This is a genomic window from Autumnicola lenta, from assembly GCF_031846515.1.
Classification (GTDB): domain Bacteria; phylum Bacteroidota; class Bacteroidia; order Flavobacteriales; family Flavobacteriaceae; genus Autumnicola; species Autumnicola lenta.
On the sequence record NZ_JAVRHO010000033.1, the window covers coordinates 1 to 14,691 of the forward strand.

At 39.4% G+C, this 14,691-nt stretch carries 17 protein-coding genes; 11 read left to right on the top strand and 6 right to left on the bottom strand.

Annotated elements, in window-relative coordinates:
• From RM545_RS16020 to RM545_RS16040, 5 genes are all read left to right on the top strand, one after another.
• On the top strand, positions 1 to 211 hold a 211-nt coding region (locus tag RM545_RS16020; protein ID WP_311496299.1), incomplete at its 5' end, for a hypothetical protein.
• A gap of 146 nt (positions 212 to 357) precedes the next feature.
• Positions 358 to 609, top strand: a complete 252-nt coding sequence (locus RM545_RS16025) for a hypothetical protein (RefSeq protein WP_311496300.1) — start codon at positions 358 to 360, stop codon at positions 607 to 609.
• On the top strand, positions 606 to 875 hold the full coding sequence (locus tag RM545_RS16030; protein WP_311496301.1) for a type II toxin-antitoxin system RelE family toxin: 270 nt from the start codon (positions 606 to 608) through the stop codon (positions 873 to 875). The genes RM545_RS16025 and RM545_RS16030 overlap by 4 nt, the downstream gene beginning before the upstream one ends.
• A 178-nt stretch (positions 876 to 1,053) precedes the next feature.
• Positions 1,054 to 1,725 (top strand): monofunctional biosynthetic peptidoglycan transglycosylase, encoded by a 672-nt coding sequence (gene mtgA / locus RM545_RS16035; RefSeq protein ID WP_311496302.1) that lies wholly within the window; start codon positions 1,054 to 1,056, stop codon positions 1,723 to 1,725.
• A gap of 127 nt (positions 1,726 to 1,852) precedes the next feature.
• Positions 1,853 to 2,305, top strand: a complete 453-nt coding sequence (locus RM545_RS16040; RefSeq protein WP_311496303.1) for a transcription elongation factor — start codon at positions 1,853 to 1,855, stop codon at positions 2,303 to 2,305.
• Positions 2,306 to 2,384: 79 nt separating this feature from the next.
• Here RM545_RS16040 and RM545_RS16045 read toward each other — a convergent pair whose 3' ends face one another.
• Entirely contained in the window at positions 2,385 to 3,350 is a 966-nt protein-coding gene (locus tag RM545_RS16045) for an ABC transporter ATP-binding protein (RefSeq protein WP_311496304.1), read from the bottom strand.
• A 100-nt stretch (positions 3,351 to 3,450) separates the two neighbouring features.
• Between RM545_RS16045 and RM545_RS16050 the strand changes: the two genes are divergently transcribed.
• Entirely contained in the window at positions 3,451 to 4,056 is a 606-nt protein-coding gene (locus tag RM545_RS16050; RefSeq protein ID WP_311496305.1) for an HAD family hydrolase, read from the top strand.
• A 67-nt stretch (positions 4,057 to 4,123) separates the two neighbouring features.
• Here RM545_RS16050 and RM545_RS16055 read toward each other — a convergent pair whose 3' ends face one another.
• From RM545_RS16055 to RM545_RS16075, 5 genes are all read right to left on the bottom strand, one after another.
• Positions 4,124 to 6,280: a prolyl oligopeptidase family serine peptidase gene (locus RM545_RS16055; RefSeq protein WP_311496306.1), complete on the bottom strand. Its 2,157-nt coding sequence runs from the start codon at positions 6,278 to 6,280 to the stop codon at positions 4,124 to 4,126.
• A 100-nt stretch (positions 6,281 to 6,380) separates the two neighbouring features.
• Positions 6,381 to 7,370, bottom strand: coding sequence for an aspartate-semialdehyde dehydrogenase (locus tag RM545_RS16060; RefSeq protein ID WP_311496307.1), 990 nt, complete (start codon positions 7,368 to 7,370; stop codon positions 6,381 to 6,383).
• 326 nt (positions 7,371 to 7,696) lie between these two features.
• Positions 7,697 to 8,131, bottom strand: coding sequence for a large conductance mechanosensitive channel protein MscL (mscL, locus tag RM545_RS16065; protein WP_311496308.1), 435 nt, complete (start codon positions 8,129 to 8,131; stop codon positions 7,697 to 7,699).
• A gap of 62 nt (positions 8,132 to 8,193) precedes the next feature.
• Positions 8,194 to 9,303, bottom strand: a complete 1,110-nt coding sequence (alr, locus tag RM545_RS16070; protein WP_311496309.1) for an alanine racemase — start codon at positions 9,301 to 9,303, stop codon at positions 8,194 to 8,196.
• The gene (locus RM545_RS16075) at positions 9,296 to 9,943 is read right to left on the bottom strand and encodes a thymidine kinase (RefSeq protein ID WP_311482849.1); all 648 of its coding nucleotides are present in this window, start codon (positions 9,941 to 9,943) and stop codon (positions 9,296 to 9,298) included. Before RM545_RS16075 ends, alr begins: the two co-directional genes overlap by 8 nt.
• A 277-nt stretch (positions 9,944 to 10,220) precedes the next feature.
• Between RM545_RS16075 and RM545_RS16080 the strand changes: the two genes are divergently transcribed.
• From RM545_RS16080 to recJ, 5 genes are all read left to right on the top strand, one after another.
• Positions 10,221 to 11,117 carry a DUF8457 domain-containing protein gene (locus tag RM545_RS16080; RefSeq protein ID WP_311496310.1) on the top strand — a complete coding sequence of 299 codons (897 nt, stop codon included), beginning with the start codon at positions 10,221 to 10,223 and terminating at the stop codon, positions 11,115 to 11,117.
• 12 nt (positions 11,118 to 11,129) lie between these two features.
• Positions 11,130 to 11,801, top strand: a complete 672-nt coding sequence (gene rsmI / locus RM545_RS16085; protein ID WP_311496311.1) for a 16S rRNA (cytidine(1402)-2'-O)-methyltransferase — start codon at positions 11,130 to 11,132, stop codon at positions 11,799 to 11,801.
• A gap of 129 nt (positions 11,802 to 11,930) precedes the next feature.
• Positions 11,931 to 12,497: a uracil-DNA glycosylase family protein gene (locus tag RM545_RS16090; RefSeq protein ID WP_311496312.1), complete on the top strand. Its 567-nt coding sequence runs from the start codon at positions 11,931 to 11,933 to the stop codon at positions 12,495 to 12,497.
• A 93-nt stretch (positions 12,498 to 12,590) separates the two neighbouring features.
• Positions 12,591 to 12,935, top strand: a complete 345-nt coding sequence (locus tag RM545_RS16095; protein ID WP_311496313.1) for a HopJ type III effector protein — start codon at positions 12,591 to 12,593, stop codon at positions 12,933 to 12,935.
• 40 nt (positions 12,936 to 12,975) lie between these two features.
• Positions 12,976 to 14,670: a single-stranded-DNA-specific exonuclease RecJ gene (gene recJ / locus RM545_RS16100; RefSeq protein WP_311496314.1), complete on the top strand. Its 1,695-nt coding sequence runs from the start codon at positions 12,976 to 12,978 to the stop codon at positions 14,668 to 14,670.
• The last annotated feature ends 21 nt before the right edge of the window (positions 14,671 to 14,691 follow it).

A 14,691-nucleotide genomic window follows, 5' to 3' on the forward strand; every position in this document is an offset into this window, starting at 1 on the left:
AATTCAGCACAATCAAAAAGCTCCTTCCCTTTCTTTAAGGGAAGGTGGCTTCATCAGCATGCAAGCTGATGAAGACGGAAGGGTAAAAGTAGTTCTTCGTTATCTTCAGGTCAAAAATTTGCCATTTTTCAGCATTGGCTTTAGCTGGGTAGGAAATTCTAGGTTTATTGTCGGCAGATTCATGGTCACTTTATTCTCTTCAGGTCGATAATTGACATTTTTGAGGTGCCGCTATATTATCATGAAATTAATTAGGATTTAATCATGCATATACTCAAGCTTCCAGCAGGTCAATAAATATATTATATTTGTATATTATATATTTTGTATGCCAAATGCATACTTAAGTTTAGAGAGATGAGAAAAAACATAGATATAGACGAACTGACTTTAAAGAAAATAAAATTGATTTCAGCCAATGAAAATATGAGTGTAAAAGCTCTTATGGAAAAGGCCGTTCGATTATTTGTCAAAAGCAAAGAAGAAGAAAAATACGCTTTGCTTACTGATGAAGAAAAAGAAGATATTGGTCTTTTGTTGTTGATGCAGCAGGGAGATCCTGAAGATACAGTTTCTGAAGAAGAAATCTTTAAAATTCTACAGGAATGATAATAACCTATCATTCAAATTTAAAAAAGGATATCCGGAAAATTAACGATAGCAAAATAAAAAAAGCTTTACTGGATAAGATCCAGGAATTGAAAAATTGCTCCAATATTAAAGAAGTTTCCGGAATAAAGAAATTAAAAGGACATTCCACTGCTTATAGAATAAGGATTGGTAATTATAGATTAGGTTTTTTTGTCGAAGGAACTGAAACACTCCGACTACAGAGATTTGTTAAGAGAAATGATATCTATAAATTATTTCCTTAAGATATCATCTAAACGTTGTATGTTCCGTAGCCGATAATTGCCATTTTTCAGCATCGGCATTAAGCTGGTTAGGAAATTCAAAAGATATTGATGGCAATTTGTGTTACCTTTATTTTTTCCGGAATAGCCATTTTGAAGCACAGACTTTTTTATTGAGAACTGAAAGAATTTATAAAGGATGATAAAAAAAATATTCAGATTTATTCTGAAACTCATTGGTGCTTTATTCCTTTTTTCAATCCTCATGGTAATTATCTATAAATGGGTGCCGGTTCCTTTTACGCCATTAATGGCGATCAGGTTTTTCGAAAATCCGCAGGAGGATATTAGGCATGATTGGGTAGAAATGACAGAAATTTCTGAAAATCTACAACTGGCGGTGATTGCAAGTGAAGATCAGAACTTCCCCAGCCATAGTGGTTTTGATATGGAAGCCATAGAAAAGGCGATAGAAAATAATAGAAAAGGAAAAAGAGTGCGTGGGGCCAGCACCATCTCGCAACAAACAGCAAAAAATGTCTTTTTATGGCCACAGCGCAGCTGGTTGCGCAAAGGTTTTGAAGTATATTTTACTTTTTTAATCGAACTTTTTTGGAGCAAAGAACGCATTCTGGAGGTTTATTTGAACAGTATAGAAATGGGAAAAAGCATTTACGGAGCCGAGGCTTCCGCACAGGCATGGTTCAATAAATCTGCTAATGGATTATCTCAGTATGAAGCGGCGGCGATTGCCGCCATTCTGCCAAACCCAAGGGAATATTCGGCAAATCCTGCCAGTAATTATATTCAGCAACGTAAAAACTGGATTGTACGGCAAATGAATAATTTGGGGAAATTAAATTTTGAATGAGATTATCGAAGATTTGTAGACCTCACAGGTTTTTTAAACCTGTGAGGTCTGGTTTCCTCTTAAAACTACTGGATAGATAATATATCAGTAATTTCAAACCACCTCATTATTTATAAGAAACACATAAATGAATACTACAAAACAAACATTATTTGAAGCTTGTGAACAGTACGTTCAGGAAAGAATTAACCGTATTTCTTCTGCAATGAAAGATCTGGAAAGCGATCTGGAGAATGAATCCAAGAGCAGCGCAGGAGATAAATACGAAACCGGAAGAGAAATGATCAATATTGAGTGGAATAAGCTTTCCAATCAGTTACAGCAATTTAAAATGCTCAGGGAAACTCTGGATAAGGCAAAAAACAGGAAATCTACCGGAAGAATTCAGTTGGGAAGCCTTATCATGACCAATATGGCCAGTTACATTATTGCTATTCCGGCAGGACAAATAGATATTGAAGGGGAGAAGTACTTTGCTATTGGAGCGAATTCTCCAATAGCACAAATTCTTCAGGACAAAGTAGCTGGAGAGGATTTCAGCTTTAACGGAAAAGCAAACCATATCATTTCGGTAGAATAGTTTTCTTAAACTGTCAATTGTCAGGATAAAACCTCACAGGTTTCCAAAACCTGTGAGGTTTTGAATTTTCAACTATAACTCAGCAGCGGGATTCTATTAGCTTCTCCGAAATCTTAAGTCCGGCGATGCTTCCCGGTTTTAATGCTGATGAATGCATAAAGAAAATATGTTGCCCTTTCAAATCGGCTTCTATTAACCAGTTATAACCATGAAAATGGGCATTTTTCACCTTTGCCTTTATTTCAGATTTTGAACTGAATTTTATTTCTTCAGGATATAAAATGATCTTTTTTCTGCTCTTATCTGAAGGTTTTATGTTCTTCAGCAAAACTTCATTTACATCTCCAAAAAGCGAGGCGACATAAACATTCGGCGGATTTCCATACAACTCCTGCGGACTCGCTTCCGCATAAATCTTCTGATTCTTTAAAACGATGGTTTTATCAGCAAAAGAAAGTGCATCGGTACTGTCATGGGTGGCCACAATACAACTGATATTTTCCTTTTTGAGGTAATCGAAAAGCCTGCGCCGCAAATTATTCTTCCTGAATTGATCGATATGACTAAAAGGTTCGTCGAGCAAAATAAGTTCCGGTTTCTTTGCCAAAGCACGTGCCAGCGCCACTCTTTGCTGTTGTCCGCCGCTAAGATGTTTAGCCTTTACATCCTTTAGTTCGTCCATTTCCACAACATCCAGCAGTTCCATAACCCTGCGTTTTTTCTTTACAGGATACATATTGCTGAGATATTTCCCCACGTTTTCTGCAACTGTTAAAGGCGGCATCAGGTCGAAATCCTGGGCGAGATATTTCATAAAAGAATGTCCCGGAACTAAATTAAAGGCAGGCCCAAAGATTTGTTCGTTGTTCCAGATAATTTCCCCCTGTACATCGTGAAGGCCGTAAATTACTTGTAACAGCGTACTTTTACCACACCCGCTTTCACCAATAACAGAAATATTTTCTCCCTGTTTAACCTTAAAATTTATAGTATTTAGCACCGGTTCTTCGGCATAGGCAAAGGATACATTTTTAAGTTCTAGCATAACAGAATAAACTCTTGTTTAGAAAATGATAAAGTTAAGGTCAGGAAGACGAATCTTAGTATCTTTCTCTGGATAAATCTAATCAACTTTTATCAGAAAGATGCAGGAAATTATAGTTTACGATCTTAACCAGACCTTATATAAAAAATCATCTAAGGATGAATTTTTTAAATTCATTTGTTATAAAAAGGGCTATAAACTGGTGCACCTTTTTCAGATAGGTTTGCTTACTGCCGCTGGTAAACTCCGCCTGATGAGTAAAACTTATTTTAAAGAAAATTTCTATAATTACTTGAATAAACTTCCACCGGAACAAGTAGCTAAATATGCAAAACAATTCTGGGATGTAGAATTCCCTGAATTTTTTAGGGAGGAAATGGTAGCTGATATTATTGAAAAAGATAAGGCCGGAATAAAAGTTTTGATCGTTACCGGCGGTTTCGAAGTCTATACCAAATATCTCGAAGAACTTTTACCTCTCAAAGTAATTGGTACGATCACCGAATATAAAAATCAGGATTATAAAATTATAGGGAAAACCTGTAATGATGGTGAAAAATTAAGGCGACTCGACGCAGAAATAAATGGTGATTATAAGATTTTGGAAGCTTATTCAGATGACGACGAAGAAATTTTATATAAAGCTGAAAAAGGTTACTTACTCAAAGATGGAAAATTGGAATTAGTACAAGACAGCAAAAAATAGATATCGATATTATAATGAAAAACCTCACAGGTTTTTAAAACCTGCGAGGTTTGAACTTAAAAATAAATTATCCTTTTACTTTCTCTTCCACCTTGTTCGGCAAAACTTCATGGCCCATATTGTACAAGGTAAAACCGAAAATATCGGCATATTCTTCAATAATCATTTTGGTAGGTTTCCCTGCACCGTGACCGGCTTTGGTTTCAATCCTGATTAAAACAGGCTCGTTTCCTGCTTGTTTATCCTGTAATTCGGCAGCAAATTTAAATGAATGCGCGGGTACTACACGATCGTCATGATCTCCTGTAGTCACTAAAGTAGCGGGATATGCTGTGCCTTCTTCCAGGTTATGCACCGGTGAATAATTATACAGGTAATCAAACATTTCTTTATTGTCTTCTGCAGTACCATAATCATAAGCCCATCCTGCACCCGCGGTGAAAGTATGGTATCGCAACATATCCATAACACCAACAGCAGGAAGCGCCACCTTCATTAGATCGGGACGTTGGGTCATTGTAGCGCCAACCAGCAAACCTCCGTTAGAACCACCTCTAATTGCCAGATAATCGCTGGAGGTATAATTTTCTGCAATAAGATATTCTGCAGCAGCGATAAAGTCATCAAAAACATTCTGTTTCTTCATTTTAATTCCGGCATCGTGCCATTCTTTGCCATATTCTCCGCCACCACGAAGGTTTGGAACTGCATAAATCCCGCCTTGTTCCATCCAAACGGCATTGGCTGTGCTAAAAGAAGGCGTAAGGCTAATGTTGAATCCGCCGTAACCGTAAAGGATAGTCGGGTTTTTTCCGTTGAGTTCCAGTCCTTTTTTGTGCGTGATAATCATGGGAACTTTGGTTCCGTCTTCTGAAGTAAAAAACACCTGTTTGCTCTCGTAATCTTCAGTATTAAAGTCGATTTTCGGTTTGTTATAAACTTCAGAAGTTCCTTCTTCAATCTGGTGTTTATAGATAGTGCCCGGCGTTACATAATTTGTGAAACTGTAGTAAAGTACATCCTCTTCTTTTTTAGCACCAAATCCACCTGCAGAACCAATTCCGGGTAATTCAACATCCCGGACAAGGTTACCTTCGTAATCATATTGCTTTACTTTGGAAATTGCGTCTTCCATGTATTCAGCAAAGAAATATCCGCCGGCAGTGGAAGGGCTCAATACGTTTTCCGTCTCCGGAATAAAATCTTCCCAGTTTTCCGGCTGCGGATTGGCAGCGTCTACCGTAACAATTTTACGGTTTGGAGCATCGAGGTTGGTGACCAGGAAAAGCTTGCTTCCCTCGTTATCTATCACATACGTATCGGTATCCTCATTGCCGATAATTGTCATAATCTGAGGGTCATCCTGGGAAAGGTCCATCATGAATAGTTTTCCTCCTGAAGTCGCATTTCTTGCTGAAATAAAAAGGAAACGATTATCCTCACTCACACTTCCACCCACATAGCGATGCTTCTGATCTTCAGTTCCGCCGAAAATTAGATTATCTTCACTCTGTTTTGTACCCAGTTTGTGATAAAACAGCCTGTGCTGATCTGTTTTTGCTGAAAGTTCGCTTCCTTCAGGCTTTTCGTAGCTGGAATAATAGAAACCTTCATCCCCTTTCCATGAAACTCCGCTGAATTTCACATCTCTGATGCTATCTTCAGCAATTTCCTTGCTTTCAGTATCCATAATAATGATTTTTCTCCAGTCGCTTCCACCTTCAGAAATACTATAAGCCGCCATTTTCCCATTTTCAGAAAAACTTAAACCGCTTAAGGAAGTGGTTCCGTCTTCACTAAATTTATTCGGATCCAGAAAAACCTCGGGCTCGGCATCTTCAGATTGCTTGCGGTACACCACGTACTGGTCCTGCAATCCGTCATTCTTATAGAAATAAATATAATCTCCTTCCTTAAAAGGTGCGCTTATTTTTTCATAATTCCATAATTCGGAAAGTCGGTTTTCCAGCTCTTTTCTAAACGGAATATTCTTTAAATAATCGAAGGTCACTTCGTTTTGAGCTTCTACCCAATTTTCAGTTTCTTCACTTCTATCGTCCTCCAACCAGCGGTATGGATCTTTTACTTCGGTTCCAAAGTAGTTGGTGACGGTGTCGACTTTCTTTGTTTCGGGATAATTCAAAGCAGTTTGTTCATTTCTGGAATTTTCGTTGCAACCTGCCAAGAGGCTAAGGCCAACAATTCCGGTTATTATTCTTCTCATAAATAGGATTAAGGTTAAATCTTGCTATGCAGATTAGTACGAAAAAATGCCTGCAGGTTACATTCCTACAGGCATTTTTAAAGGTACAGCTTAAAATTTTTTAAATAAGCTTGTTTTCCAAAAGGTATTCTGCAATCTGTACTGCATTTGTGGCGGCTCCTTTTCTTAAGTTATCGGCCACAACCCACATGTTCAGGGTATTTGGCTGCGAATAATCCCTTCTAATTCTTCCTACAAAAACATCGTCTTTGCCTTCAGCATAAATGGGCATTGGATACGTGTTTGTGTCAGGATTGTCCTGAACGGTAATTCCCGGAAACTCACTTAGGATTTTTCTAACGTCCTTTTCATCAAAGTCCGATTCAAATTCAACGTTTACAGCTTCACTGTGGCCTCCAACAACAGGAATTCTAATTGCAGTGGCACTTACGTTTACAGAATCATCTCCAAGGATTTTCTTAGTTTCCTTAGTCAATTTCATTTCTTCTTTAGTATACCCATTTTCCTCGAAAACATCGCAATGTGGTAATGCGTTTCTATGAATTGGGTAAGGATATGCCATTTCGCCTTTTTCTCCTGCATATTCATTTTCCAGCTGCTGAACGGCTTTGACGCCTGTTCCGGTAATGGACTGATAGGTAGAAACGACAACTCGTCTGATCTTATATTTGTCGTGCAGCGGTTTTAAAGCCATTAGTAACTGAATTGTAGAACAGTTAGGATTGGCTATAATTTTATCTTCGGCGGTAAGATCTTTAGCATTAATTTCAGGAATTACCAGTTTTTTGGTGGCATCCATTCTCCATGCTGAAGAGTTGTCTATCACGGTAGTTCCCACTTCAGCAAATTTTGGCGCCCACTCTAAAGAAGTTCCTCCTCCGGCAGAAAAAATTGCCAGATCTGGCTTTTTTGCCACGGCAGTCTCAAGGCCAATAACTTCATAGTCTTTGCCCTTGAAATTTACCTTTTTTCCAACCGATCTTTCTGAAGCAACCGGATATAATTCGTCTATTGGAAAATTTCTTTCCGCTAATACTTTTAACATTACCTCGCCTACCATTCCGGTAGCGCCTACAACTGCTACTTTCATTTTATATATTTTGTTTATTAGGAGACCTCACAGGTTTCCAACCTGTGAGGTCTTTATTTTCTGGTGCAAATGTATTGTACAAAAATTTACCGCCCTATGCTAACCGCTTAAATTTGATTGAAATATGGGTTTTTTATACTGATTTGTACAAATTGTTAAAAAAAGACCCCTTGCTCTCACAAGGGGTTTTGATTAATTGCTACTTTAAATATGCAGTATAGCGGTGCACGAATTTTTACTCGATAATTGAGATTTAAAGGTTCCCAGACTTGCCTGAACCAGGCTTTCTGTAATGCTTCCTGGGGCTTGTCCCGAGGCAGTTGTTCCTACGGAGTTATATTTTGTTTTCTCAGCTCGTCCCTTATCTCAACGAGTAATTCTTCTTGGGAAGGTCCTTTTGGAGCCGCCACTTTTGGCGCTTCTTTTTTTGTTTTCGTCTTCTCGTAAGCCCGTAGCAGTAAAAATATAAAAAATGCCACGATTACGAAGTAAATTATAGCCTGTAAAAGGTTACCGTAAGTTACAATAGCAGCCTCAGCTTCTTTCGCGGCATCAAGAGTTTCATAGTACTCGCCGTCCAGTGAAAAGAATTTCTGCGAAAAATCTGTTCCGCCTGTAAAAACGCCAATTATCGGCATAAGTACATCTGCAACCACAGAAGCGATGATTTTGTTAAATGCTGCTCCCATTACCACTGCTGTTGCCAAAGCAATAATGTCGCCTTTCATTAGAAAGGTTTTAAAATCTTTAAAAAATGCCATAGGGGAAATTATTTCAGACGAAAATAATTTAAAATCTCTAAAAAAACTAAGGCTTGGTGCGCTTATTCAGAAATTATCCTGCGGGTAACACGTTGGGAAATCCCTGTAATTAGCTCGTAAGAAATAGTATTCCCGGCTGCGGCAAAATCTGTCGCATGTGGTTGTTCACCAAAAATCACCACCTGGTCCCCTTCTTCGCAATCTATATCTGTTATATCTATCATTAAGATGTCCATACAAATATTACCAACAATGGGAGCAAATTTGCCATGAACAAGAACCCCGGTTTTCTCATTGCCGTATTTCCTGTGGATACCATCTGCGTAGCCAAGTGGCAGCGTGGCGATCCTGGTTGGCCTGGTAGCTTTAAAAGTTCTGTTATAGCCCACGGTTTCTCCTTCTTTTAAATGCTGAATTTGGGAGATTAATGTTTTCAGCGTACCTACAGGCTTTAATTTTCTATCTATTTCCTCGTCATTTCCGAAGCCATAGAGGCCAATTCCGCAGCGAACCATACTCATGGCAGCTTCAGGATAATTAAAAATTGCTGAAGTATTGCAAACGTGTAAAATCGGTTCATAACTGAATTCTTCTACAAAGCGTGCGGCAATTTTTCTGAAAGTATTAATCTGGTTGAGGGTAAATTCCCGCTCCCGCCAGTCATCACTTGTTGCCAAATGGGAAAAAACCGAATGCACTTTTACTGCAGCTGTGGTAGCAAGCCGTTCAAAAACCGTTTCCACCTTTTTCGGTGAAAAACCCAACCGATTCATTCCTGTATTGAATTTAATATGTACCGGATAATCTTTTTGGCCGAGCTTTTCTGCAGTAGCTATAAAATCTGTGAGAAGATGATCACTGTAAAGGCTTGGTTCCAGGCAATTTTCTACGAGCTGATCGAAATTTTCCTGCTGCGGATGAAAGATCATGATAGGCGTAGTAATCCCTGCCTGCCTTAGCCGTACACCTTCCTGGATATAGGCGACCGCAAAATAGTCGGCACCTAAATCTTCCAGTTTTCGTGCTATATTGATCGAATCATTTCCGTAGGCGTAGGCTTTAATAACAGCCATGAATTTCACATCTTCCGGAACCCGCGAGCGGATTGTTTTGTAATTATGAGCCAGGGCTCCAAGATCTATTTCCAGTACTGTTTCCTGTGCTTTAGGCATTTTTTTGCTTTAGTTTAGGGTCTAATTCCTCTGCATCGTTCACGTTCAGCTTCTTAACCCTTTCCCTTAGCATCGCCTTATAATATGCAGCACGGCTCAGCGGTTCATATTCTTCGTTTTCGCCAAGAAAAACCAGGTCGTCATTTATTGCTTTTCTATAACTAAATTGTGCAAGATTTCCGGTTCTGGTACAAACGGCATGTACCTTGGTTACATATTCGGCTGTAGCCATAAGGTTGGGCATTGGACCAAAAGGATTTCCTTTAAAATCCATATCCAGACCCGCCACGATTACCCTCACCCCACGATTTGCAAGATCATTACAAACCGTCACAATTTCATCATCAAAAAACTGGGCTTCATCGATGCCCACCACATCGCAGCCGTCTGCAAGGATCCTGATGTTGGAAGCAGATGGAACCGGGGTAGAGCGAATTTCGTTGGAATCGTGCGACACCACCATTTCTTCGTTATATCGAATATCTATGGCGGGTTTAAAAATTTCAACCTTTTGTTTTGCAAAAGTGGCGCGTTTGAGCCTGCGGATCAATTCTTCAGTTTTACCCGAAAACATACTTCCGCAAATTACCTCAATCCACCCAAATTGCTCTTCGTGATTTACTGTATTTTCGAGAAACATTTTGTAATTTTCAAATCGAAATGGGAATTACCCTCGTTTCGCATAAAGGTGGAACAAATTTATTAAAAATACAAGCTTTGCAGAAGGGGCAGGTGCTAAAGTTATAAAGGCGAAGCAGGTATTTTTGAAATAGGTAAACTCCCTCGTGACAATTTATGAGAATAAATGATAACCTTTTTGATTTTGAGACCTGCCTCAAAGATTTTAAAGCTCGAATATTAAGTAAAATTCAGAATATAACTAAAGTTGTCGGTCTTAACCGGTAAAAAGCAGAATTATGAAAAAGAAGATTGAAGATGAGCTTTTAAGGCTTGCAGAGAAAATTGTAAATAGTAAAGACAATCTTGATGTTGCGCAGTTAAAAGCTGAAGCCAGAAATCTGTATGAAAAACTTTGTGTCCTGGCTTTTACTGAAAAGCACCTGGCAGAAACAGGATTAGAAGAACCTGAGCCTGAAGTTGCTTTTGAAGAGCCGGCTAAACAAGTTTCGGAGGAGCAAAAAGAACCTATAGACGATCGCTCTACGTATTTTGCGCCCGATGGTACAGAGTATAATGATTCTGAAGCGATCACAGAACCAAACACCGAAAAAATTAAAAATATTGTAGCCGAAATGCCGCAGGAAACGCAGCAGATTGATGACTTGTTTGCGCGGATAAATACTGAAGAAAAACCGCCACAGCAACCTGTAGCGCCCAAGGAAAGAGCAGAAAAGACTCAGCAAAAAGAGGAAAAGAAGTTGGAAACACGACCACAACCTGAAGTGCCTGTTCAAAAACCAGAAAATAAGCCGAAGCCGCACCCTAGGCCAAATCCGCAACCTGAAGCTAACAGAAAAGATTTTCATGATTTTGGAGTAGATTATGATAGTCTGCCGAAGTTTGAACCGGTGAATCAAAACGGAAAAGCACCACGCCCAAAGTCATTAAATGACCGGTTAAAGAAGGGAATTACGATTGGATTAAATGAGCGTCTGGCTTTTATAAAACATCTTTTTGAAGGAAATGCTACAGATTATAATCGTGTGCTTTCGCAGTTAAATACCTTCCATACGCTGGAGGAAGCCAATAAATTTATTCAATTGGTGGTGAAGCCAGATTACAACAACTGGGAGGGAAAAGAGCAATATGAGCAGCAATTTCTTGATAAGATCGAAAATAAATTCGAATCATAAAAGTCCGTTTTTATGGCCAAGCTTTACCTGGTTCCTACTCCAATAGGAAATCTTGAGGATATTACTTTGCGGGCGCTAAGGGTGCTTAAAGAGGCCGATCTTATTCTTGCGGAGGACACAAGAAACAGCGGCAAACTCCTTAAACATTTTGATATTTCCACTCAAATGCACAGTCATCATGTGCACAACGAGCATAAAACAGTGGATAGTATCGTTCAACGGATCAAGAATGGAGAAACTATTGCGCTCATAAGTGACGCCGGAACTCCGGCAATTTCAGATCCCGGATTTTTACTGGTGCGCGCTTGTGTAGAGGCTGGAGTAGAGGTAGATTGCCTTCCCGGGGCCACAGCTTTTGTGCCAGCACTTGTAAACAGCGGACTTCCGAATGATAAATTTATTTTTGAAGGTTTTCTTCCGGTAAAAAAAGGCCGACAAACCAGGCTTAAAATTTTAGCTGAAGAAACCCGGACTATGGTTTTCTACGAATCTCCTCATAAACTTCTTAAAACCCTTACCCATTTTACTGAATATTTTGGTGCGGAAAGACAAGCCTCGGTCTCTCGTGAAATCACCAAACTCCACGAGGAAACAATCAGAGGAACTATTGCTGCAGTGTTGCAGCATTACTCCAATAAGCCGCCTAAAGGAGAAATTGTGGTTATTGTGGAAGGGAAGAAATAATATTTCCGTCGGATCATTCATGTCTTTCAGCATAGGATCTTCTCGCGCCGGTATTCCAAGCATCTAAAATTTTTATCGAAAATCCTCAAAAGGAAAGATAATTGCAGAGGTAAAAACCAAAAATATTTAATGCAAAACCTGCTTAAAGAAATCCGTCGTTGCGATCTTTGTCGTGAGAACTTACCATTTGAGCCAAGGCCAATCCTGGAAGCATCTTCGGAATCTAAAATAGTTTTAATAAGTCAGGCGCCTGGGCAGGTCGTACATAACAATAGGATTGCGTGGAATGACCAGAGTGGTAAAAGGCTGCGCGAATGGCTTGGTGTGGACAAAGATACTTTTTACGACATGAGCAATTTTGCAATTTTACCGATGAGCATGTGCTATCCCGGAAAAGCAAAAACCGGGGATGCTCCGCCAAGAAAAGAATGTGCTCCATTATGGCATAAGAAGGTGCTTTCGAAATTCGATAACCTAAAAATGACCATTCTTATCGGCTCTTATGCTTCAAATTATTACCTGAAGGATCATAAAAACCTCACTCAAAAAGTAGCCGATTTCAGGGAATATCTCCCGGAATTTTTTCCAATTCCGCATCCATCTCCCGTAAATGTCTTTTGGAGGAAAAAGAATCTGTGGTTTGAAGAGGAGGTGGTGCCTGAGCTTCAGAAAAGGGTAAAGGAAAAAATTGGATAGATCCCGAAAGGCAGGAGCATCCAATTTCGGTTTCTTTATCTATGAAGCATAAATTAGAATTATTTTTAACAACTTCGCAGAAAATCAGAAAGCATGAAAATTGCCAAATTTATCACTACACTTAAAGAAAATACTGAGCAAAATACTTTTGCACAAACAATGGAAGTAATTGATGCTCACTATAAATTTACACCGACAGATTTTAAAAACGGAAATCTTAAAAATGAGGCCGGCGAGAACAACGGGAGCTGTAAAATCTTTTATTTCGGAAAGTTGCACGATCTTTCTGAAGAAGCTGTCCTAGCATGTTTTGGAGAAGTTTACTTTCAAGATGTGCTAAAAAATCCTGAAGGAACGGGACACAAGAATATCAGAAATTTCATGAAAAGCAGTTGGAGCAAAATAGAATTTAAAGGAGAAGCTTTACAGCCTAAATAATTCAAATTCTTTATTATCTTCAGCTAAAAAATTGAAGTAAATGCGCTGGACTTTAAAGCCCAAACCAGATCAGGAAACCGTAATAAAACTTTCAGAAGAACTGGGGGTGGGGAAACCTATTGCCTCTCTTTTGGTGCAGCGGGAAATTACGACTTTTCAAGATGCAAAAAAATTTTTCCGTCCTTCTCTAAGTGATCTGCACGATCCTTATTTGATGAAAGATATGGATCTCGCAGTAGCACGAATTGAAAAAGCTATTGCTTCCGAAGAAAATATCCTCGTGTACGGCGATTACGATGTGGACGGCACTACCAGCGTCGCTTTAATGTCTTCTTTTTTACGTTGCTACTCTCCTTTTGTCGCAACTTATATTCCCGATCGTTATGATGAGGGTTACGGAGTTTCCTATAAGGGAATTGATTTTGCGGCAGATAACGACATCAGCCTTATTATTGCTTTGGATTGCGGAATAAAAGCCGTTGAAAAAGTGGCTTATGCTAAAGAAAAAGGCATCGACTTCATCATCTGTGATCATCACCGGCCCGGGAGTGAAATTCCGGCTGCTGTGGCGGTTCTCGATCCAAAGCGGGAAGATTGTGAGTACCCTTACAAGGAACTTTGCGGCTGCGGAGTAGGTTTTAAATTAATACAGGCACTTGCCGCAAAGAGGAATTTAAAGCTTGAAAGCCTTCTGCCGTACCTGGATTTGGTGGCTACTGCTATTGGCGCAGACATTGTTCCCATTACCGGAGAAAACAGAATTTTGGCTTATCATGGGCTGCATGTAATAAATGTAGCACCACGTATGGGTTTTAAAGCAATTCTGAAGCAGATAAAAAAGGATTCAATTACAATTACCGATGTGGTTTTTATCCTTGCTCCACGAATTAACGCTGCCGGAAGGATGAAGCATGGGCTGCATGCCGTAAATCTTCTTACTGAAGAAGATGAGGAAACAGCGATAAAATTTGCTTCAGAAATTGAAGAGTATAATACCGATAGACGTGATACCGATAAAACAATAACCGAAGAAGCGCTTGCACAAATTGAAGCTTCGCAGGAGCAGGATCGCAATACCACTGTGGTGTACCATGAGAACTGGCATAAAGGAGTCATTGGTATTGTTGCTTCCAGGCTTACTGAAACCTATTACCGCCCAACACTTGTTTTTACTAAAAGTGGCGAAAAACTGGCTGCTTCAGCACGTTCTGTAAAGGGTTTTGATGTTTATGACGCGCTGGAATCCTGTAAAGAACATATCGAACAGTTTGGTGGTCATAAATACGCCGCCGGGCTCACTTTGCTGGCTTCGGAATATGAAAATTTTAAGCTGAAGTTTGAAGAGGTAGTTTCAGAAACTATTGATAAAAACCTGCTTACTCCTGAAATTGCCATAGACGCTGAACTGGATTTAAAGGAGATTACTCCGAAGTTTTATCGCATTCTAAAGCAGTTTGCACCATGTGGACCTGGAAATATGTCCCCGGTTTTTATGACGAGAAACCTTCGGGATACTGGTTATGGCAAATGTGTGGGTGCAGACCAGAGTCATTTAAAATGCCAGGTAAAACAGGAAGGGAAAGGTCCTGTTTTCGATATGATTGGCTTTGGTTTAGGTAAAAAACTTGAAATTATAGCAAAGAATAGAGTCTTTAAAGCCGTGTACGTGATAGACGAAAATGAATACAACGGGAATGTTTCACTACAGTTGAGACTTAAAGATATTTGTGAATAAACTTTCGCTATTTAGATTCAG